The 21576-nt window shown below is 60.1% G+C and carries 21 protein-coding genes; 6 read left to right on the top strand and 15 right to left on the bottom strand.

Going from position 1 to position 21576, the window contains the following annotated elements; all coding sequences use genetic code 11:
- Positions 1–66 precede the first annotated feature (66 nt).
- Genes deoC through udp form a run of 5 tightly spaced genes read left to right on the top strand, consistent with a single transcriptional unit; the run spans position 67 to position 4624 of the window.
- Complete coding sequence (gene deoC, locus ACYQ1A_RS08360) at positions 67–840, top strand: deoxyribose-phosphate aldolase (RefSeq protein WP_499361661.1); 774 nt, start codon at positions 67–69, stop codon at positions 838–840.
- Between the two features lie 2 nt (positions 841–842).
- Positions 843–2165, top strand: coding sequence for a thymidine phosphorylase (gene deoA / locus ACYQ1A_RS08355; RefSeq protein WP_499361660.1), 1323 nt, complete (start codon positions 843–845; stop codon positions 2163–2165).
- A gap of 13 nt (positions 2166–2178) precedes the next feature.
- Positions 2179–3405 carry a phosphopentomutase gene (locus ACYQ1A_RS08350; RefSeq protein ID WP_499361659.1) on the top strand — a complete coding sequence of 409 codons (1227 nt, stop codon included), beginning with the start codon at positions 2179–2181 and terminating at the stop codon, positions 3403–3405.
- Between the two features lie 19 nt (positions 3406–3424).
- Complete coding sequence (locus ACYQ1A_RS08345; RefSeq protein ID WP_499361658.1) at positions 3425–3832, top strand: cytidine deaminase; 408 nt, start codon at positions 3425–3427, stop codon at positions 3830–3832.
- 18 nt (positions 3833–3850) lie between these two features.
- A complete protein-coding gene (gene udp, locus ACYQ1A_RS08340; RefSeq protein ID WP_499361657.1) occupies positions 3851–4624 on the top strand; it encodes a uridine phosphorylase in 774 nt (257 codons plus the stop codon).
- A gap of 82 nt (positions 4625–4706) precedes the next feature.
- Here the strand turns inward: udp and ACYQ1A_RS08335 are convergent, their stop codons facing one another.
- From ACYQ1A_RS08335 to ACYQ1A_RS08290, 10 genes are read right to left on the bottom strand one after another with little or no spacing between them, the layout of a single operon-like run.
- Positions 4707–5840 (bottom strand): MraY family glycosyltransferase, encoded by a 1134-nt coding sequence (locus tag ACYQ1A_RS08335; protein WP_499361656.1) that lies wholly within the window; start codon positions 5838–5840, stop codon positions 4707–4709.
- A 48-nt stretch (positions 5841–5888) separates the two neighbouring features.
- Positions 5889–6758, bottom strand: coding sequence for a glycosyltransferase (locus tag ACYQ1A_RS08330; protein ID WP_499361655.1), 870 nt, complete (start codon positions 6756–6758; stop codon positions 5889–5891).
- The gene (locus tag ACYQ1A_RS08325; protein WP_499361654.1) at positions 6755–7852 is read right to left on the bottom strand and encodes a glycosyltransferase family 4 protein; all 1098 of its coding nucleotides are present in this window, start codon (positions 7850–7852) and stop codon (positions 6755–6757) included. The genes ACYQ1A_RS08330 and ACYQ1A_RS08325 overlap by 4 nt, the downstream gene beginning before the upstream one ends.
- Positions 7849–8787, bottom strand: coding sequence for a glycosyltransferase family 2 protein (locus tag ACYQ1A_RS08320; protein ID WP_499361653.1), 939 nt, complete (start codon positions 8785–8787; stop codon positions 7849–7851). Before ACYQ1A_RS08320 ends, ACYQ1A_RS08325 begins: the two co-directional genes overlap by 4 nt.
- Positions 8784–9884 (bottom strand): O-antigen ligase family protein, encoded by a 1101-nt coding sequence (locus ACYQ1A_RS08315; RefSeq protein ID WP_499361652.1) that lies wholly within the window; start codon positions 9882–9884, stop codon positions 8784–8786. The genes ACYQ1A_RS08320 and ACYQ1A_RS08315 overlap by 4 nt, the downstream gene beginning before the upstream one ends.
- Positions 9881–11101, bottom strand: a complete 1221-nt coding sequence (locus ACYQ1A_RS08310; RefSeq protein WP_499361650.1) for a CDP-glycerol glycerophosphotransferase family protein — start codon at positions 11099–11101, stop codon at positions 9881–9883. Before ACYQ1A_RS08310 ends, ACYQ1A_RS08315 begins: the two co-directional genes overlap by 4 nt.
- Positions 11098–12492 carry an SDR family NAD(P)-dependent oxidoreductase gene (locus tag ACYQ1A_RS08305; RefSeq protein ID WP_499361648.1) on the bottom strand — a complete coding sequence of 465 codons (1395 nt, stop codon included), beginning with the start codon at positions 12490–12492 and terminating at the stop codon, positions 11098–11100. Before ACYQ1A_RS08305 ends, ACYQ1A_RS08310 begins: the two co-directional genes overlap by 4 nt.
- Positions 12489–13721 (bottom strand): lipopolysaccharide biosynthesis protein, encoded by a 1233-nt coding sequence (locus tag ACYQ1A_RS08300; protein WP_499361645.1) that lies wholly within the window; start codon positions 13719–13721, stop codon positions 12489–12491. The genes ACYQ1A_RS08305 and ACYQ1A_RS08300 overlap by 4 nt, the downstream gene beginning before the upstream one ends.
- 28 nt (positions 13722–13749) lie before the next feature.
- Entirely contained in the window at positions 13750–14946 is a 1197-nt protein-coding gene (locus tag ACYQ1A_RS08295; protein WP_499361644.1) for a GumC family protein, read from the bottom strand.
- Position 14947: 1 nt separating this feature from the next.
- A complete protein-coding gene (locus ACYQ1A_RS08290; RefSeq protein ID WP_499361642.1) occupies positions 14948–17278 on the bottom strand; it encodes a polysaccharide biosynthesis/export family protein in 2331 nt (776 codons plus the stop codon).
- A gap of 642 nt (positions 17279–17920) precedes the next feature.
- Between ACYQ1A_RS08290 and ACYQ1A_RS08285 the strand changes: the two genes are divergently transcribed.
- The gene (locus ACYQ1A_RS08285; protein ID WP_499361640.1) at positions 17921–18376 is read left to right on the top strand and encodes a hypothetical protein; all 456 of its coding nucleotides are present in this window, start codon (positions 17921–17923) and stop codon (positions 18374–18376) included.
- Positions 18377–18489: 113 nt separating this feature from the next.
- Here ACYQ1A_RS08285 and gloA2 read toward each other — a convergent pair whose 3' ends face one another.
- The 5 genes from gloA2 to ACYQ1A_RS08260 all read right to left on the bottom strand — a co-directional run.
- Positions 18490–18873, bottom strand: coding sequence for an SMU1112c/YaeR family gloxylase I-like metalloprotein (gloA2, locus tag ACYQ1A_RS08280; RefSeq protein ID WP_499361639.1), 384 nt, complete (start codon positions 18871–18873; stop codon positions 18490–18492).
- Positions 18874–19175: 302 nt separating this feature from the next.
- Positions 19176–20399 (bottom strand): type II toxin-antitoxin system HipA family toxin, encoded by a 1224-nt coding sequence (locus tag ACYQ1A_RS08275; RefSeq protein ID WP_499361637.1) that lies wholly within the window; start codon positions 20397–20399, stop codon positions 19176–19178.
- A complete protein-coding gene (locus tag ACYQ1A_RS08270; RefSeq protein WP_499361636.1) occupies positions 20396–20710 on the bottom strand; it encodes a helix-turn-helix domain-containing protein in 315 nt (104 codons plus the stop codon). Before ACYQ1A_RS08270 ends, ACYQ1A_RS08275 begins: the two co-directional genes overlap by 4 nt.
- A 162-nt stretch (positions 20711–20872) precedes the next feature.
- Positions 20873–21280 (bottom strand): helix-turn-helix domain-containing protein, encoded by a 408-nt coding sequence (locus tag ACYQ1A_RS08265; protein WP_499361635.1) that lies wholly within the window; start codon positions 21278–21280, stop codon positions 20873–20875.
- Between the two features lie 87 nt (positions 21281–21367).
- Positions 21368–21576: hypothetical protein (locus ACYQ1A_RS08260; protein ID WP_499361634.1), on the bottom strand; the 209-nt coding region annotated here is incomplete at its 5' end.

Raw genomic sequence — 21576 nt, 5'->3', positions numbered from 1 at the left:
ACCAGCCTTACCTGACCCGCCGCAACGCTAATCCCGTCGCGGCGGGCCGTCTTACCGGAGTCTGCCATGCATCCCAACCTTCTCGCCCAGGCCGCCTTGCGCGCGCTGCATCTGATGGACCTGACCGCACTGAACGATAGCGATACACACGCGTCGATCCGCGCGCTGGCCGCCGCCGCCAACACGCCCGTCGGCACGCCCGCCGCCTTGTGTGTGTACGCGCAATTTGTGCAAACCGCCCAAGCCGCCCTGACCGAAGAAGGCCTGGATTTGCCGGTGGCCACCGTCACCAATTTTCCGCACGGCAACGCCGACCCCGCCGCCGCTGCCGCTGAAACCGCCGCCGCCATCCAGTTGGGCGCGGACGAAGTCGATGTGGTGTTCCCCTATCGCGCCTTGATTGCCGGCGATGCCGAAGTGGGCCGCCAACTGGTCGAACAAAGCCGCGCCGCAGTCGGCGACAAAATCCTCAAGGTGATTATCGAATCAGGCGAGCTGCAAGACCCGGCGCTGATCCGCCAGGCCAGCGAGATTTCGATTGCCGCAGGCGCACATTTCATCAAGACCTCCACCGGCAAAGTACCGGTCAACGCCACGCTGCAAGCCGCTGAAATCATGATTCAGGCAATCCACGATTCGGGCAAAGCCGTCGGCTTCAAGGCGGCCGGAGGCGTGCGCAGTGCGGCCGATGCCGCCGCCTATCTGGCCATTGCTGATCGCATCATGGGCCCGACCTGGGCCAGCGCCGCCACCTTCCGCTTTGGCGCGTCCAGCCTGTTGGGCAATCTGCTGACCACGCTGGGCCACGACGCCGGTGCCACCAAGACCTCGGCGTACTGACCATGGCCTTGCTGCCGCAAGAAATCATCCGCAAAAAGCGCGACCGCATCGCGCTCAGCCGCGAAGAGATCAGCGAATTTGTGCGTGGCATCGTCGATGGCCGCGTCTCCGAAGGCCAGATCGCCGCCTTTGCCATGGCCGTTTATTTCAACGATATGCCCACCGCCGAGCGCGTGGCGTTGACGCTGGCGATGCGGGATTCCGGCGAGGTACTGGATTGGTCGACGCTCGATTTGCCCGGCCCGGTACTGGATAAACATTCCACCGGCGGCGTGGGCGATCTGACCTCGTTGTTGCTGGGGCCGATGGTGGCGGCCTGCGGCGGCTTTGTGCCGATGATTTCCGGGCGTGGCCTCGGCCATACCGGCGGCACGCTGGACAAACTCGAAGCCATCCCCGGCTACACCATCACGCCAAGTACTGAACAGTTTCAGCAACTGGTGCGCGATACCGGCATTGCCATCATCGGCCAGACCGCGCGCCTGGCCCCGGCCGACATGCGCATTTATGCAGTGCGCGACGTCACCGCCACGGTGGAGTCGGTGGCGATGATTACCGCGTCTATCCTGTCGAAAAAACTCTCGGCCGGGCTACAGGCGCTGGTCATGGACGTAAAGGTCGGCTCCGGCGCCTTTATGCCGACACTGGAGCTATCGGTCGCGCTGGCGCGCAGCATCGTTGAGGTCGGCAACGGCGCTGGCTTGCGTACCGCCGCCCTGTTGACCGATATGAACCAGGCGCTGGCGCCCTGCGCGGGCAATGCCATCGAAATCCGTTGCGCCATCGATTATCTGACCGGGCAACAAAAGCCCGCGCGCTTGCATGAAGTGACCCTGGCGCTGGCTGGCCAGATGTTGTTGCAAGCCGGATTAGCCAGCACGCCAGCAGAGGCGCGCCAGCGGCTGGAAACCGTACTCGCCAACGGCCAGGCCGCAGAACGCTTTGGTCGCATGGTCAGCGGACTGGGCGGCCCGGCCGATTTGCTGGAATTTCCGGACCGCCATCTGCCCCGTGCCGCCGTCTGCGCGCCGGTGCTGGCAACGCAGTCCGGCATACTTGCCAGCGTCAACTGTCGGGCGCTGGGTATGACCGTAGTCAATCTGGGCGGCGGCAGAACCCGGCAGGATGACCGCATCGATTACGCCGTTGGTTTGACCGGTCTGGCCCCCCTGGGTACAGCCGTCAGCCCCGGCGATGCGATCGGTTATGTCCACGCCCGCGATGAAGCCAGCGCACAACGCGCAGCCCACGCGGTCGCCGCGGCCTACCGCTACAGCGTCGATGCGGTCTCGGTACCGCACGCCGTCTACCAACTGATTGAATGACAGGAAATACCGCATGCGTGCCATTGTTTTGATCATGGATTCTTTTGGCATCGGCGCCGCCCCCGATGCGGCGCAGTTTGGCGACACCGGGGCCAGCACCATCGGCCATATCGCGCAGTTTTGTGCCGAAGGCAAAGCCGATATCGGCCGCGCCGGACCGCTGCGTTTGCCTCATCTGGAACAACTCGGCCTTGGTCTGGCCGCGCAGTTAGCCAGCGGCGAATTGCCTGCCGGTTTTAACCCGCGCCCGCACTTGATCGGCGCCTATGCCGCCGCGCGCGAACTTTCGTCCGGCAAAGATACGCCGTCGGGCCACTGGGAGCTGGCAGGTGTGCCGGTGCGCTTTGACTGGGGCTATTTCGAAAAGAAAACCGACAGCTTTCCGCCCGAGTTACTCGACAAACTGGTCACACGTGCGCACTTGCCCGGCTATCTGGGCAACTGCCACGCCAGCGGCACCACCATCATTGCCGAGCTGGGCGAAGAACATATGCGCACCGGCAAGCCGATTCTGTATACCTCGGCCGATTCGGTGCTGCAGATTGCCTGCCACGAAGAAACCTACGGCCTCGACAAACTGAACGAGCTGTGTGAAATCGCTTATGAAGCCGTCAAGCCGTACAACATCTGCCGCATTATCGCGCGCCCGTTTGTGGGCACCTGCGCCGCCAACTTCAAACGTACCGGCAACCGCCACGATCTGGCCGTGGCCCCGCCCGCCGATACTGTGCTGAAAAAGTTGACCGATGCCGGCGGCGAAGTGGTTTCGATCGGCAAGATTGCCGATATCTACGCCCACGTCGGCATCACCCACAAGATCAAGGCCACCGGCCCGGAAGCCTTGTGGCAGGCCACGCTGGACGCCACCCGCACCGCGCCGGAACGCAGCATCGTGATGACCAACTTTGTCAATTTCGACCAGGATTTTGGCCATCGCCGCGATGTGGCCGGCTATGCCGCCGCGCTGGAATACTTTGACCAGCGCCTGCCCGAAATCTATGAGCTGCTGCGCGACGACGATGTGCTGATCCTCAGCGCTGACCATGGTTGTGACCCGACCTGGCCCGGCAGCGATCACACGCGTGAATACGTGCCGGTGCTGGTCTACGGCAAACGTATTCCGCCCGCCAACCTGGGCGTGCGTGCCAGCTTTGCCGATGTGGGCCAGAGCCTGGCGCACTGGTTTGATCTCAACCCGTTTCCGGATGGCCTGACGTTCCTGCAACGCACGCCTGCCTGAAACCCGACAAGGAGCCGATATGGACCATCAGACACTGAAACAGGAAGCCGCCAAAGCGCGCGAAAAAGCCTATGCGCCGTACTCAAAATTCAAGGTGGGCGCGGCGCTGCTCACGCGTGACGGCAAGTTGTTTCATGGCTGCAATGTAGAAAACGCCTCGTACGGCCTGTGCAACTGCGCTGAGCGCACCGCCTTGTTTGCCGCCGTCGCTGCGGGCTATCGCCCCGGTGATTTCGCCACCCTGGCGGTCATTGGCGATACCGACGGCCCCATCGCGCCGTGCGGGGCCTGCCGCCAGGTGATGATCGAAATCGGCTCCCCCACGCTTGAAGTGGTATTGACCAATCTGCAAGGCGATACCGAGGTCACCAGCGCCAGCGCCTTGTTGCCCGGCGCGTTTTATCTCGACCCCAACGCTAACGCCTAACCGAATCAGGACCCGATCATGTCGCAAGCTTCCAGCCAGTCCGAAGTGTTTCACCTGGGCCTGAACAAGGCCATGCTCAAAGGCGCCACCCTGGCCATCGTGCCGGGCGACCCGGCGCGCAGCCAACGCATTGCAGAACTGATGCAGAACCCGCAGCCGCTGGCCAGCCATCGTGAATTTGTCAGCTGGATCGGCGAACTCGACGGCAAACCGGTGGTGGTGTGTTCCACCGGCATCGGCGGCCCCTCCACCTCCATCGCGGTGGAAGAACTGGCGCAGCTGGGCATCCGCACCTTTTTGCGCGTCGGCACCACCGGCGCAATCCAGCCGCATATCAATGTGGGCGACGTGCTGATTACCACCGGCTCGGTGCGGCTGGATGGCGCCAGCTACCACTTTGCCCCGGCCGCATACCCCGCCGTGGCGGACTTTGCCTGCACCACCGCGTTGGTGGCGGCGGCCAGCAAACTGGGCGCAACGGCGCATATCGGCATCACCGCATCGTCCGACACCTTCTACCCCGGTCAGGAACGCTACGACACCTATTCCGGCCGCGTAAACAAGGAATGGCAAGGCTCGATGCAGCAATGGCAGGCGCTGCACGTGATGAACTACGAAATGGAATCGGCCACCTTGCTGACCATGTGTGCTTCGATGGGTTTGCGTGCAGGCATGATCGCCGGCGTTATCGTCAACCGCACCCAGCAAGAAATCCCCAACGCCGAGACCATGAAAAAAACCGAAGTCGACGCCGTCGGCATCGTCATCGAAGCGGCGCGCGCGCTGGCTTGATCCCGACCGGCGCCCCTTGATGCAAAAAACGGCATGGCAGCTCAGGCTGCACATGCCGTTTTTATACCCGCCTGCCTGTGGATTATTTTTCGTCCAGCACGCGGTCTTTTTTGCGACGCGGTGACACCGTCAGCCACACCGGATGCTGGAAGTTCACGATGGCCGTATACAGCCAGACATAAAACCAGCAGAAGATGGCCGCCAAGATCCACAACGCCACCGAGCTATCCCAGAAGATCATCGCCGGGATGGCGCTGATGGCCGCCAGCGCCCACAGATAAATCGACGTAAACGAATTGCGCAGCGTCTTGGAGCGCGCATTGGTCGAGCGCAGATGCATCCGCACCAGCCGCTTGTAGATCAGCATATGCATGTGCACGCCGTCCGGCTGGCCCGGAGACTGACCGCGGACAAATTTCTTGCGATAGATAGAAAACAGCGTCTCGAACACCGGATAACTACACAGCACCAGCGGATACCACACCGACACGGTGGGATTGCGTACCAGCAACAGTACGGACAATTCGCCCACCATAAAGCCGACAAAATAAGCGCCGCCATCCCCCAGAAAGATCAAGCCGCGCGGGAAATTCCAGATCAGAAAACCCAGCAACGCCAGGATCATGCCCAGACTGGCATGCAGCACCAGATGGTCGTTTACCCTGAAGGCGGCATAGGCCAGCCCGGCAAAGATCAGACAAGACACGCCCGCCGCCAGGCCGTTGTAACCATCGATGATGTTGACCGCGTTCGACACACCGGCCACCGCCACCAGGGTGAAAGCAAACGACAGCGCCGAAAACTGCATCAGCGTATCCAGCCCGACCACATCCAGCCGATCCAGCCGGGCGCCTAACAAGGCCACCCCCACCGCAGCCGCCACCATCACGCCCACCAGCCGCATGGCGGGCGAGACGCGCTTGGTCATGTCTTCGATCAGCCCGATCACAAACGCCGGAATGCTCGACACCCACAGCAGCAATAGCGGCGTGGACGAATGCCAGTTCCATGCCTTGGCCGCCAATGCCATCAATGCCATTGCGGTAAACAGCCCGACGCCGCCAATGCGCGGCACCGGTAGCGCATGGAATTTTTGCGTGCCCGTCAGATCGTGATCGGCCGTCAGATGACCGTGCAGATGGTCAAAGCGGATAACCAGCCAGGTCATGACAAAAGACACCAGCAAAGTGCCGCCATAAATCAGAAACGTGGCCACGTGCACCTCCAGATCGACAAATTCATTCTTGTAATAGCCATTGCAAATTCACACTCGCGCCGCCTGGGCACGTAAAGGCACGCGATAAACCCAACCGCGCACCGCCGCCGGCAACAAGCGCACCGGCAGACGCGTCGCCGCGCTCTTTAATAACTGCCGCCCACCAATAAAACCGCTGCGATAGAACTGCCACAGCAAACGCCATTCGCTCAAGGCATAACGCCAGCCGCCACGGCGCTGATACATGCCGACGCCGGTGCGGGCATAGGTCAGGATGGTGGGCAGATTGTCGGTGCGATAACCCGCCTGCAGCAGCCGCACCCACAAGGCGTAATCCTCAAACAGATGCTCGCCGCCATAGCCGCCCACGCTTTGCACCGCCTGTTTGCGGAACATCACCGTCATGTGGTTAAACGGATTGCGCTGGCGCGCGTAGCGTTGAATGGCGTCATGCGACACCGGCGTACGCCGCTCCGCATGCGGGTGCGCCGGGTCATTCACAAATTCGGCAATCCAGCCGCCCAGCAGGGCCAGATCCGGCTGGCTGGCAAAGCGCTCGGCCTGCAGCGTAAAACGCATGGCCGGATAGATATCGTCCGTATCAAAGCGCGCCACCAGATCATGACTGCAGCGCGCCAGCCCCGCATTCAGCGCCGGGCCCAAGCCGACGTTGCGCGGCAACACCACGTCGACAAGGTGCATGCGCGCGCGAAAGCGCTCGATCACCGCCAACAACTCGGGCGTGAGCGGACCGTCCTGCACCAGCACCACCTCGGCCGTCTCCCCAGCCACGGCTATGGCGACGCTTTCCAGACACTGCGCCAACGCGGTCGGGTTTTCACGGATGTAGACGGAGCCGAGCAGGCTGTAGGGCTGAGTACCCTGCTTGGGCATGGTTTGCGGCGTCAGGCGGGTCATGTCGACTTTCCTTCTACGTGCCCATTGGTATCCATTGCTCCGGATGCCGGCAGGCGCAACGCGCGATACAGCGCAAGGTAGCGGCGCGCCATGATCTCGACGGTGAATTCACGCTCGTACAAAACGCGGGCGCGCCGGCCCAGCGTGGCGCCGCGTGTGCGTACCTGGGCCACGGCGGCGCGCAGCGAGTCCATGTCGTCCAGCTCAAAGAAAGCGGCCGCGTCGGCGGGTACAGCGTCTTTGAACACGGCTATATTCGAAACCAGAATCGGCCGACCACACGCCGCAGCCTCAATAAAGGACAGCGGGAACCCCTCTGAGCGCGACGGCAGCGCAACACAATCAAATAGCGGCAAAAACGCGCGGGCGTCTTCGCGGAATCCGGTAAACACACAGCGGTCCGCCACACCCAACTCGCCTGCACGCTGCTGTAGCGCGGCCAAGGTCTTGCCGTCGCCGACCAGCACAAAAACGCAGTCCTGCTCGAACACCAGCAGATCGATCATCTGCTCCAGGCCTTTACGCGCAGTGACCTGGGCGCACGCGCCGATCACAAACGCGTTTTGCTTGCGCGCAGCCACCGACTGCAGCACCGCATCGGGTTGCGGACTGGCGGAGTCCGCCCACGCCAGCCCGTTGGGAATAACGCAAAGCTTGTCGCCCGGAAAATAGCGGCGGTAATACTGGCGGGCGTCGTCGCTGAGCACGACCAGGCGCTGTTGATAACCCCACAACATGATCCACAAGGACGAGAACACCAGCGACACCAGCCGGTTGTACTGATAGGCCAGATCAATACCCACGTAGTTATGGATGGTGGAAATACTCGGCGTCTTCAGCCCCTGCAAACGCGCCTTCGCCACCAGGGCATCGGGCCGGATGCCATTGCTGTGGATCACATCAAAGCCAGTAAAGTCGAGCTTGTCCCAGAACGACACCCGCCGGGTTTCGCAGCCAAAATCAAGGCCAGCCAGGTCGTCCAGGTACCACACCGTGCAGCGATGGCCGCTGGCGGTCAGCGCCAGCGACAGTTGCTGGATCACCCGTACCGGGCCTTTGTTGGCGAGTGAGGGGACGATGAAAAGGAGGTTCATGCCTGCCTCCGCAATACGAGACGGAAAGCAATACGACGCGCCAGATATTGCGCGTTATATGGCGACAGCAATGCCGCACCGGCCACCAGCATGAAGCGACGCAAACCGGCAGCGCCAATGGCTGAGGCCAGCCAGCGTGAAGAACGGCTGTGCAACCAGTGCGTAAGCCCGTTGGCGCGCAACGCGGCTTGCCAGGCCTGCTCAGAAAAAGAGTCCGCACCACCATGCATTGCACGTTCACGGTACAGGCCCAGCACGTAGTTCTGCGCTTTGCGTTGGCGCAGTGCCGATGTGGAAGCCGTATTACCCGCACGCAGCCGGATCCGCATCAGCGCATCGGGGTGATTGCAGAAGCGCAGGCCGAGGCTATGCATCCGCAACAAAAAATCATAGTCCTCAACACCCGGCATCTCGCGGTAACCGCCCAATTGGTCATACAAGGCTTTCTTGCACAGCCAGATATGTGGCACCGGCGAAGACAGTGCAACCACGCGCGCAGCCTGAGCCGTAGATACAGGGCCATTTGACTGACCCAGATGGCGACCTTGCTCATCGATGCTGGTCATCTGCGACCCCACCAACGCGCAATCCGGATGCGCATGCAGCCATGCCAGCTGCTTTTGCAGGCGCTCTGGCTCGGCCACATCATCGGCATCCATGCGGGCAATGTAGGTGCCGCGCGCGTGGCTCAGTGCCACATTGAGCGTACGGGCAATCTTGAGATTGTGCGGATTGAAAAACACGCGCAGGCGCGGTGTATGTTGTGCCGCCGTCTGCAACCACTGGCGTGTGCCATCGGTCGAGCCGTCGTCAACGACGATGATCTCGAAATCCTGGAACGTTTGCGCCAGCAAGCTGGCGATGGCCTGCTCTATCCAGGGGCGTACGTTGTAAGCCGGGATAATGACCGAAATCTGAGGGTGTTCCAGCGTCATGAACGCGCTTCCTGCTCAAGGTGTTTTGCATAAAGCGCGAGCACCACAAAGATATATGGCGTGGCCAGGCTGGCCAACGACATCCCCGCGACCACATACAAAATAACCACCGGCGTCATTGATCTGGCTTTGCGCAAGAACGCGATGACAAGCGCGATATACGCAAACATCCCGACTACGCCGGTTTCAACAAACAAAGTGACCAACAGGTTGTGCGAGGCGCGGTCTATCAGTGCATCAATCGAATTGCCCAAGCCAACGCCGAAGAAAAGCTCATAGGTAGATGCTTTGTTGGCATACCAGACCGCAGACTGAAGAATCTCGATCTTGGATAGAAAGCTCTCGTCGGTGACGGCCCACGAAAAAAACACCGTGACCATGGTCGCGGCAAACCCGATATAGACCGGCTTGAAGCGCGAACGGGTATAGGCCAGATAGACCATGCCGAGGATAGAGGCGGCGATTGCCGCGCGTGAAAATGTCAGGCACAGCAACACGAACAGCGCCAGCATCCATTTGCGCCCGACGCCAAGGCCGCCAAGCAAGGCAATCAGGAAGGTAAACAGCAACCACATCCCGACGAAGTTCGAGTCCTGATACATGATGCTGGACATCTTGTACGGGTAGAACAGCAGGTTCTCGGTTTCCAGTTTGGCAATCTGGCTGGCGTTCCATTTATCGAACGACGGATGCGTGAGGCGATAAGCAGCCTCGGCAACGCCGAGCACGGTGGAGAAATAGATATAGCCCCGCACTGCGCTGGCAGCAGTGCGACGCGCCGATGGATTTACCGGATACGACCAATACACCATCAGCCCGGCCAGCAAGGAGAAGACGTAACCGACCAATGAGCCGAGGTCGGAATCGACGCCGTGCAAGGAAATCGCATAGGCCATGCAGATTGCGGACAGAAAAAAGATCGAATCAAGGCGCAAGCTACGGCTGCCGCCGAGCAAGGCGAGGCCGATGCCGAGCGCGGCCAGCACGAACAGCAAGTACACCGGGCTGAGCGACATGATCTGCGTCAGGTAGCAGCCGGAGCCGACTACAAACAGCGTGAAGCCGTATTTGCGCAGGATTTCGAGCGACAAGATCATGCCGCCGCCCTGTATGTACTGCGGCCCGCTGCAGCGGATTCGGCGATGTGCTGATAAATCTGCTGGCAACCCAGTTCCGGATGCGCCCAGAAACGCTGGAAAATCTCGCCGTGCTTGTGATCCACCGGCAACGCTGGCTGCTCAAGCAGGTTGCAGAGCTCGCCAAAGGTAGTCACGACGCAACCCGTCACGTTTTCCTGGTACGGATAAGCAAAATCACGTGATTGCGCGGTGTAGTCGCCGAAGTCGTAATTGAACAGCACCACCTCGGTTTTACCGAGCGCAATAAAGTCGTACAGGATGGAGGAGTAATCCGTAACCAAAACTTCGAAGCTGGCCAGCAGGGGATAAATATCGAGGTGGCCAGGCCAGATCATGATGTTGCTGAGATCGGCGAGCGCCGTAATGCGCTCGTTCGGATGCGCCTTGATCACCATTACCGAGTTGGTTTTGCGCAGCGATGCGTTCAGCGCATGCGGATCGCGGATCGCGACATCGATGCCGCTCGCGCGCGAATCACGCCATGTCGGCATATAGACGATGCGACGCGAGAAGCTCGATAGGGCGTGCTGAACTCCGCCATAGTCGCCAAAGCGCAACGCGGCCGATTGCAAGGCATGGTCGTGGTCGATATCAAGGCGCGGATAACTGGCTTCAAAACAGCGCGCCCGATCAATACGGAAACACTCGCTGAAGTGGTCCGTCATCATCGGCGAGGTCGACAAAAACACATCCGGACGCACAAATTTGTCCGGTAACAGCAAGCGGTAGGGGTTGAAGATGGTGCGCCGATAGTATTTGCGCAGCGCACCCTCATTGATCTTGAACTCAATCTTCTTCAGGCCCACACCATGCCAGAGGTTGACGCGTAACGCGGCACCACTGGTAAAGAAGTTGATGTCTTCAAGATAAGACGCATACACGTAAACGCCAGAACGCAGGCAGGTCCAGACCCCACGCCATGACCAGCGCAGATAGACTTCATAGCCTTGTTCACGCAGCGTTTTCAGCACGGTAGCCGAACCGGTAATCCAGACCGGCCGCACGTCCTTGGCATGCAAGGTGGTCCACAGATATAGATATTTGGCGTTATCAGCGAACACATCGCGATAGCAGCCGAACACCCACATCCTTTGGTCGCGTGGGATCAAAAACGACAGCGGATAGAGCGTGAACAGCCAGAAGATGGCCAGAAACTTGCGATGCTTTTCTTTCATCGCTTGCGCACATCCAGAATCTGCCCGGTCACTTTGCCGAGCAATACATTAAGACTTTGCTGCGCCACATCCTGCGACGACATCAGCGTACCGGCCGGTTCGGTGCCAAAGGCGCGTTTGCGCATGGGCGTGTCGGTGCGTTCCGGGTTGATGCAGTTCACGCGCACGCCTTCGCTGTGCCATTCCTCGGCCAGCGCCTGGGTCAGGTTGACCACTGCCGCTTTGGCCGAGCTGTACAGGCTGTAGAAGGCGCGACCGTAGGTATACGAACTGGAGGTGAAGTTGAGTAACTGGCCTTTGGACTGGCGCAGGTAATCAAACGACGCCAGCGCCACGTTTACCGCGCCCATGTAGTTGATTTGCACCGATTGCGCCACGTCGGCGTAATCCATATTGGCCAGCGGCTCACGCGTAAGCACGGCGGCGGTGTTCACCACGTAATCGATGCGGCCGAATTCGGCAGCGGTTTGCGCCAGGCACTGTTTGACCGCTGCAATATCGGTGATGTCGACGCCGGTGCTGCGCGCAGCAACCACCACGCGTGCCTGGTGCGCTTGCGCCAGGTTGACCATATCCAGGCCTATGCCGCTGCTGCCGCCAAACACCACCAGCACCTTGTGCTTCAGCTCGGCAAAGATTTGCGGATTGATGGGCTGATAGGCCGCGCGATGCGATTTCATCTGCAGCAGCTTGTCCAGAATCTGCAGTTCTTCGCGGTAGGTCAGCTTGATGTTGTCTTGCTCGCCGGTGACCAGATAGATCTTCTCGTCCGGCACATATTTGAGCACCACGCCGCAATCGTCGGTGGTCTTGAAGTCGGGATCACGCAACGCGCGTTCATAAGCCAGCTTGACCGTTTCGAGGGCAAAGCCTTGCGGGGTCTGGCCGTTACGCAAACGGCTGCGGTCGGGGATAAAGTCGATGGTGTTGGTCAGCGGGTCGGCCGAAACAATGGTGTCGGTGGTCGGCACCACCACATCGCAGGCGTTGTAATGCTTTAGCGCCTGCACCACGTCGGCGATGATGCGTTCGTTGACCAGCGGGCGTACGGCATCGTGGAACACCAGTTTGACGGCGTAATCGCGCGTCAGATGCTCGGTGGCGGCGATGGCGGCCAGCGAGGATTCGTAGCGCTCGTTGCCGCCCAGGATGACCGCTTTGACCTTGCTGAAGCGCCGGTTGGCGGTCAGTTCCTGGATCTGTTCCTGGCAGTCTTTGTTGGTGACCACGATGATCTGGTCTATATCCGGGCTGTCCTGGAACACCGCGATTGTGTGTTCCACCAGCGGGCGGCCCGCCAGCTTCATCATTTGTTTGGGGCGGTCAAAGCCGCTGCGTTCTCCGCGGCCGGCGGCGAGAATCACGCCGATGTGTCGGGAAGGCTTGTTCATATCAATCCAGAATGACGCGAATGAAAATAACGGCTGGCGCAAATGCCGAATTCGACCATCACCATTGCGGTGATGACATGCGCCACGGGGTCGGCGAAATACCAGCCACCCGCGATCCAGGCCAGCACGTAGGCGGCCAGGCCAACCACGATGCTCAGGCTCAGGGCCCAACGTTTGCCGTGAACCAGCAACACGCAGGTGCCCATAAAACTGTGGGCGGCGATGGGGATCAGCGCCAGGCCGTACAGCATCAGATATTTGCTGGCATGGGCCCATTGGCTGGGCAGCAACCACGGCCCGACAAATTGCAGCACCAGCACCAGCAACAACACCGTGGCGATGGCGGCAAGCAGTTGCACTTGCAGCAGCCGCTGGGCAAATGCTTTGCGATATTCGCGCGCCAGCCGGGGGTAGGCTGCGTTGGCCAGCATGTCGAACGGCACGCGGCCCAGGTTGACGGCTTTTTCGCACAGGCTGTAAATCGCCACCCCTTCCGGCCCGGCCGCCGCGCGCACCAGCATCGGTGAGCACGCCACGTAAACCATGATGATCAGACGCGACCAGAACACTTCACCGGCCTGTTTGACCACAACGCCGATCTCGCGCCACGGCAACAGGCCGGGCATGCCCACGGCACACAGCACCTGGCGGGCCGCGCTGATATTCAGCAACAGGCCCGACACCAGATACGCCAACGGCACCGCCCACATATCCTGCGGGCCGCGCACCAGCGCAAACACCAGTGCAAGCGTGCCCATACGCGCCAGCGCAGTCGGCATGATCATGGCGTGGATACGTTCCAGCCCCTGGAACAACCAGCCCGGATAGAACGAATTGACCACGCCCACGGCGGCGAAGGCGGCCAGCAACGGCAGGCTCAGGCCTGCGGCATCGGCCCATTGCGGCATCAGCGTCAGCACGGCAATCGCCAACACCACCAGGCCACTGAGCGCCAGCTTGATCAGATAAATACTGCCCACCAGCCGGGCCAGCCCGGCGCGATCATCGGTGCGGCCAGCGACTTCATTCACGGACCAGGTATTGAAACCAAAATCAACCAGCATCAACACAAACTGGCCCAGGTACTGGTGCAGCGCGATCACGCCGTACTGTCGCACGCCAAGCGTGTGCAACAGCCACGGGATCACGATGACCGGGGCCAGCATATTGAGCAGGTTGATCGAAGACAGCGAGGCAAAGTTAACCAGCAACTGACGTTGCCCGGCCAAACGCTGTCTTAGTCCGATAAAGCTCACATCAGCCCCGCCGCATCAAGCTGCGCAATTGCGCCAGGCGCTCGGCCTGGGCCGGATCGGCTTTGAGCATGCTGAGCGCATGGCCCACAAACGCAGCGACGATAGACAACAACAGCCCGGCCACCGTGGCCAGCAAGACCACCAGCGCACGCTTGGGGCGCGCTTTCTTTTCTGGCGGCAAAGCGTAATCGACCACCTGGATGATGGCGCCCTGATTGGCTTCGTCCAGGCGTGCCATTTCGTATTGGCGCGCCAACAGTTCAAACAGCGTCTCGTAGTATTTGACGTCACGCAGTTTGCGCACATAGGTCAGGCCGACCTCAGGCGCTTTCGATTTGGCCAGGATGACATCGTCGTCGCCCGCGCCCCCCTTCATCAGCGCCTGCAGTTGCTGATTCAGGCCGGACAACTCGGCACGGGTACGCGTGTAGTCCGGGTTGGAATCGGTCATTCCCTTGCCCATCACCTGCAATTGCACTTCTTTGGCCGCGATTTGCGCCTTGATCGAAGCCAGGCTCTGGATGGAAGCACGACCCTGATCTTCCAGTTGCAACACGCCGGTCTTTTCTTGCGTGCGCTTCAACTCGACTTCGGCATCGGCCAGATGATCTTTGGCATCTTTCAGGCGTTGTTCAAAGAACATGCGGCGGGTGCCGGCTTCGGTGGTGGCCAGGCGCTTGGTCAACGCTTGCAGCTCTTCGACATAAGCATTGGCCAGTGCGGCGGCACGCTTTGGATCTTCATCCTGCACCGTGACCGCCATCAAGCCATCTTTACCGTTAACCACATCGGTGTGATGGTTCAGATCCTTGATCGTCTCCACCATGGTTTTGTCGTTGTACAGCGCTTGCAGCTTGAAGCGCTCGATCAGGCGCAGTGCAATCGAATCGCTCTGCAGCATGGCGACGTAGATATCGGCCGGGTTCTTGAGGCCCAAGGCGCTGCTTCCCAGCCCGCCCGCAAGGCCGCCGAGTTGCGACATCAAGGCGGATGCCGCATTTTGCTGCTGCGGCGGCAACAGGGTGGTTTTGCCTTCAAAAACCGGCTTGGCCACAATGCAATAGACCACCGACGCCGCGCAGAACGCCAGCGTGGTCCACAAGATCATGCGTTTGCGCGACGCCAGAATAATCAGCAGGTCGAGCAGGTTCAGTTCGTCCGCGACAGCAGCGGTGGTTACAGGAGTCGGATTATTCATCTCAGTCACCCAACACCTTGATCGCCGCCACGCCAGTGGCAAAGTTGGACAGAATCTGCGTCCAGTCCAGCGCCGATTTCACAAAGGTGGTGTGATCCACTTGTTCCGGCACCACGATGGTGTCGCCCGGCAAGGCGGTGGCGCGTTTGACGTTGCCAAACATGCTGGTCTGGTTCTGGCTGATCACGCTGCCATCGGCGCGCACCACATAAATCTGCGCAGCATCGGCGTTGTTGGTGGGGCCGCCCGCCAGATGCAGGTAGTCGCCTATGGTTTTGCGCTTGTCGTACACAAAGGCGGTGTTGCGGTTGAACACGGCGCCGACGATGGCGATGGTGGCAGGCCGGGTCGGCACAAAAAAGGTGTCGCCATCTTCCAGCTCAACCTGCGGCAGCGTTTCTACATCGGCGGCATCCGGTTGCATGCCCAGCACGATGCGGCCGGTGGCCTTTTGCGTGCGCAGTTTGCTGATCAGCAACTGGTTGGCTTCTTGCTGGCTGGTGGCGTTGGCGGCCTGCGTGGCGCTGAAGGCATTCGCAGCCTGGCTCGCGCCTTCGCGCTGGGTATCCACCGCCATCTGATCCAGCATGCGATCAATCTCGGTTTGCTGATGTTCACGCACCGATTCGCGATTGAACTGGGCGGCATACAGATAGGCGCGCGGGGTGACACCACCTATGCGCACCACCAGCTCTTCCAGCGTTTCGCCCGGCTTTACTTCATAGATACCGGGCACGCCCACTTCGCCCTCGATCCGCACATAGCGGCTCTTGTGCACGCTGGATACCTGAATGTCGCTCTTGGCAAACACATGCACCGCATCACCCGCTTGTAGCACCAGGTCTTGTTGCGGATCTTTGCTGATGGCCTGGGCCAGGTTAAACGGCACCAGACGCGTGCTGAGCGTGACCGGGTCGATCCGCTCGATGGCGGCGTATTCCCAGTTGATTTCGTTTTGATCGGTGACCAGGGTGCGGCGCACGTTTTCAAGACCGCCCAGGGTGGCGGGCTTGTCATCGAGCTGATAGCGCGTGGTCCAGAATTCAGGCGCCAGCAACATGTCGCGGCTGGTGATCAGGTCGCTGACATGCATGCCGTCGTGCCACGCCTGCCGCACCGGCTGGGTGACGTTGCCGCGCAAGCTGACCATCTGGTCGATGCGGTTCGATACTTTGTAGACCTGCACGATGTCACCGGCGCGCAGAAAGACTTTGCTGGCATCGGCCATTCGGGTTGATTCCACCACGCGCCCTTTGCCTGCAGCCACGCGTTCAATCGAAACCACGGCATCCAGCGCATTAGAAGTGGAACCACCAGTCAGCTCGATCAGCTGTTGCAAAGATTCCTTGCCGTTTACTTCGTAAATCGCCGCCTGGCGCACCGCACCACGCAGCGCCACTTGCGGCCCGACTGCGGGCACGTAAATGACATCGCCCGGTTGCAGCATCACATCGCCGCTCTTGTCGCCCTTGAGCAGCAAGTCGTACAGATCAAAGTTCTGCACCACCTTGTTGCCGCGCTTGAGCTGGATATTGCGCATGCTGCCATTGGCGGTCGGGCCGCCAGCGGCGTACAGCGCGTTCATGATCGAGGACAAGGAGTTGACGTTGACGGTGCCCGGCTGCTGGACAAAACCCACCACAAAAACCTGCAGGTTTTTCAGCGCGCCCATGGTCACGGCCATGTCGAAATTGCGGAAGACGCGGCCCACTTCGTGGGTCAGATGCTGCTTGAGTGCGCCAAACGGCACGCCCACCACCGAGATCGTGCCCACGCGCGGAATAAACACGCTGCCGGAGCGGTCGACGGTCAGTTGCAGATCGGCGTCCAGTTGGCCCCAGATGCGCACCGAAAACGAATCACCTATGCCCAACACATAGTCCGGCGCCACCGCCACCGCATCGGGCTGGTTCTGCGCATTGGGCTGGCGAAACACGCTTTGGCCAAAGATGGGCAGATACACGTTATTGCCGACGCACAAATAGCGCTGGATTTCGTTGAACTGGCCCGGCATCAAGCACGAACCCTGCGGCGGCTGATTGCTGCCATTAAAACCGCTGAAGCCATTCATGCCGGGCGTCGTGCCCATGCCGAGCTGCTGGCCATTGCGCAATTGGGCTTGCATGGCGTTCATGCGCGGGTTTTGCAGAGACAGACCGTTGGCAGACTGGCCAGCGATCGAAGGAAATTGGGGAATCCCGCTGTAGCCACTGCCATTAACGCTATTGGCGCCGTAGCCGCTACCCGAGCCATCCGCGCCATCTGCGCCGTACACATTGGCTTGCGCGGGGTCATTGGCGCTTTGCGCGTTGGCTGCATTGATTGCCGACATGGGTATGGTCTGACAATCGCCATTACCCGACAGGCAAGTATCGGCGTAGGCGGAGGCAGCAAGGCAAACAGAGGTGGCAACGAGAGAGAGTTGGGCAGCAAGAAAATTCAGCTTCATTTCAACTTCACAAAACAGCCCCCGCGCCATGGCTGGGGGGCCACGCAGTCAACAGGGAATTTACAGAGGCCTGTGGCTGCGAAGGAACACCGCGTGAACTTCGACGCCGTCAGGAAACGGAGGTAATTCGTCGTAAGCGCATAGGAGCATTCCGAGAATCGCGAAAAATTATAAAAGAGTTCATGAGCGAACTCTCATATTTTTCCAATTGGTCGACAGCAGACCATCGGAGATATCGCAGTTTAGCTGTCTTATTTAGTAATTTTTTCTGAAAGCTCTAGGCCCCTAGCGGCTTGCACGCGTATCCGCCTTACGCGGCATGTTGTATACATTTTGCTACGCTTGTTGCACCCGCACGACACATATGGATACTTCCATAGCCGCTAGTCCTGATTCAACGGTAGGATTGCTCCCACAAATGCTTAAAAAACCCCGCTTACGCTACATAAAAATACAACAATTACTAAATCGATAATCGTCAGCGGCAATTATTAAAAAATTTATCGTCGTAAGAAAACGCTTGCCATGCCGCAAACTCCTGCACCTAAGCATTCGTTATTTGAACGAGTGCAAATTGGCGCCATCGCGGGCTTTATTGCCGCCTGGATTTCGCCCGAATTACCTGATGTCTTGAGACTTACTACGCCCGCAATTTTTGCCGTAGTGACATTGCTGCTGTTTTCTATCCTGTTGCCCACGTTGACGTGGTTGTTCCACGGCCAGGCGGATCGCAAACGCGTGTTGGTCGGCCGTGTGCTGCTCTGCATTGGCGGCTGGATCGCGTTATGGGCCGTGCTGGGCGCGCTGCGCAACGTCACCTTCGCCAAGAGCCTGCACGATGCGGTTTATTCCGATAACCTGGCCGTGACGCTGATGGCCGCCCTCGGTCTGACCTCACTCAGCATCACGGTACTGAAGCAATTGCTGCCACTGGCCATCAGCGCTAGCCGCATTGCTTCGGCCTCGCGCCAGACGCGCTGAACCACCGCCCCGGCGCTCAGGCGCCCAAACAAAAAGCCCGACCGCATCGCTGCGTCGGGCTTTTTTGTTGAGTCGGGCGGGCTATCCGGGGCGGGTGCCTGCTGCAACCTGGATCAACGTTCGTACAATTCGAGCGGCAGTCCGTCCGGATCGCTAAAAAAGGTAAAGCGCTTGCCAGTCAACTCATCGGTACGCACCGGCTCAGTGTGCACGGCGTGGGCATGCAACTCGGCGATCGCCACATCAATGTTATCCACAGCAAACGCCAGATGTCGCAAGCCCTGCGCCTCGGGATACGACGGCCGCGCCGGTGCGCCGGGAAAAGAAAACAGCTCGATCTGCGCTGCACCGATGGCCAGATCCAGCTTCCACGAGTCGCGCGCCTCACGGTAGGTCTCAGCAATCACCTGCAAGCCCAGCACCACGGTGTAGAAGTGCTTCGCCCGCGGGTAGTCGGAACAGATGATGGCGACGTGGTGGATGTGTTGCATGGGCATGAGCGTAGACAGTCCTCAGGCAGATCGGTGATAGCGGTAACGCGCAGAAGCGTGGACGGCGCGCCAGCCGCTTCTGCAGGCTGGCAGCCGGACCGCTCGGGGCAGCGGGCCAAGCACGCAGCCAGCCCGGCTTAGCCCCTTGGGCGCTCCAGTTAGACGTTAAGGCGCGATTGCGCCTGCGAGGCATTGATTTAAACAATTAACAGGCTACACCGCCCAAGAAAATACTCATGCTTGTACTCAAAGAACGCAGTGCTGAGTATGTTCAGCGGTGAACTCGAGCCATTGCGAGATGCTCGGATTCAGCGCTCCAAGCGCTGGCGACAGGTATCAATGACGGATTTTATCTGCTGCGCCATCGTCTGCCTAATCGGAACGCGCTCAAATCGCTCAGCCAATGAGCGTGCCTCCAGCAACATCCGGTCGATGACCTCCTCTGCCTGTTTGATCGATACGCCCCCCTCCTTCGCCAGGCGCAGCAGATGCTGGCGTTCGATGGCGGCGCCTTCGCCGCAAATGTCCAGGTGGTGCTGACCCATCGGGCCCTCGCTGAAGGTCAGATCGAAGGCGGGTGCCAGCCGCCAGCGCCGGTCACGTCCGAGACGCCATGCGAAATTCTTCGGATGATCGTCACGGTTGTGGAAGAGCACGTTGAAAACGGCTCGTGCATAAGCCTTCTCCACTTCGCGCTCGTCACGCGTCAAGAAGCGGGTGGCCCGCAGAAAGGCGGTGTAGTCGCTAGCACCAGGCATCCGGAAGTCCACCTGCAGCAATCCGGCCAGACTATGCACCGGCACGAGCAGCCCGCCTTCGCGGTCGAAGCGTGCGACGCCGAATGCCGCCAGTTCAGGGCCAAGGTCGAAGCAGCGACTTTCGGGTATGTCCAGCCCACAATCCCGAGCCAACTCGGCATAAAGCTGCTCGATGACACAGACTTCCTTGTGTTCGTTCTGCGCGGGAAACTTGACCAGCCAGGGGTTGCCGGGCGCATCAGGACGGGTGCTGACTTGCCCGGTCGCGGCGTCGTACTGCACCAGCGCCTTGGGCCTGGCGCCTTGCGGCGAGCCGCCGGTGAGCGCGAGTTCGCGCAGGGCGGCACCCGCTTCACCAGCCAGCGCGAGCCGGCTTTGCTCGGCCAGTGCGAGCAAGGACCAGTCGGGCTCCTGGGCGCCGGCATCGCTCACCGGGACAAAGCGCAAAGCACCCATGGCGCGCCCACCAATGAAGGCCAGCCGGTCCAGTGGCCCGGGGTGACGCACACCCTGCTGACGAAACAGGCGGTCCATCAGCAGCAAGCCCCAGCCGTCAGGAAGGCTGTCGGCGATCAGGCCCGGAAGGCGATGCAGGTGAGGCGGAAAGCTACCGTAGGCATCTGCACGCAACTTGAGGTGTAAGGGTGACAGTTCCAAGCCCTGAGCCAGAGCTTCGGCGGAGTATTCGAAGAGCAGGGATTGACCGTCATCAGCTAACCGCCCCAACGGCCAGTCTTCGCCCCAGCCACAATAATGCACGGTGAGCGACTTCATGATGCCTTCTTGCGCGGCGCACGCTGGCGGCGGCTGACAAGGTCAACCTGCTCCATCTGGGCGATGGATTGCCGTTTGAGCACGAAGAGATCGTCCAGCGCCTCCAGCAAGCCAAGCGCCTGCGCGACGCGGACCAGTGTTTCCAGCGAGCATTGTCCGTCCGTTTCGAGTTTGCGCAATGCCCCCAACGACAGCCCGGCCATTTGCGCCAGTTCACGCTGCGTAAGCGACTGGGCAAGCCGCTGCTCGCGCAGACGCACACCCAGTGCCTGCAGGATTTCAACGGGGGTCGAGAGATTAAAAGTCAACATAATGATCCTAATCGCAACAAAAACAGCTTAAGGATAATGATAATGACTTTTAATAAACATGAAAAGTGGCGTGTGCCGCGATAGCTACTGCGAGCGATCGGGCGGCATCGAAGGCGCCACTTAACACCTCATTCAAATTGGTTCACGAGCCTGTCGCTGCTCTTAGCTCGGTTCGGTTCGGTTCGGTTCGGTTCGGTTCGGTTCGGTTCGGTTCGGTTCGGTTCGGTCCGGTTCGGTTCGGTTCGGTTCGGTTCGGTTCGGTTCGGTTCGGTTCCTATCATCTACCCGTTGGCAGAGCTCACCCAGCGAAAGCTCCAAAGCTTCCGCAAGACGGTGCAGGACGCTGATGGTGGGCTGCTTCCGTCCGCTTTCGATCATCGTGATGAATGGACGGTCGACCTCACAGCGCCCGGCCACATCCTCTTGAGACAGCGCCAATTCTTGCCGGCGCACCTTTACCTCGACCCCGAGGGCTGTGATCAGCAGTTGGTTTCGGCAAATCGTGATGACCGTAATCGGTCCGCTACGGTAAGCACAAATGGTGGCGCCGAACGACTGAGATCGCTGCATTGCGGTCCTCGACACGGAGGTCGTCCTCGTCGAGTGGTAAAATTGCAGCATCCGAGTTCGTATGGCGTGACGTGTTTGTGCATGCATCTACAAAGGAGGCAACCAGACCGCTTCCTGCTCCAGTGCCATTCCCAGGTGCTGCATCTGCTCGGTCAGCTCGCGCACGGGCGCCGGTAGTTGCGCCGCGGCGGTGGTGAAGTGGCGCAAGGTGTCCCGCCATAGCTGGACGTTGCCATAGCGCGCCAGCTTCCTTTCCCACTGCGGCATCAGCCAGAAATCGCAAGCATCGCCCAGCG

The sequence above is a fragment of the Silvimonas sp. JCM 19000 genome (assembly GCF_054652575.1).
Note: the sequence above shows the minus strand (reverse complement) of the source record. Positions and strands in the feature narration are given on the sequence as shown.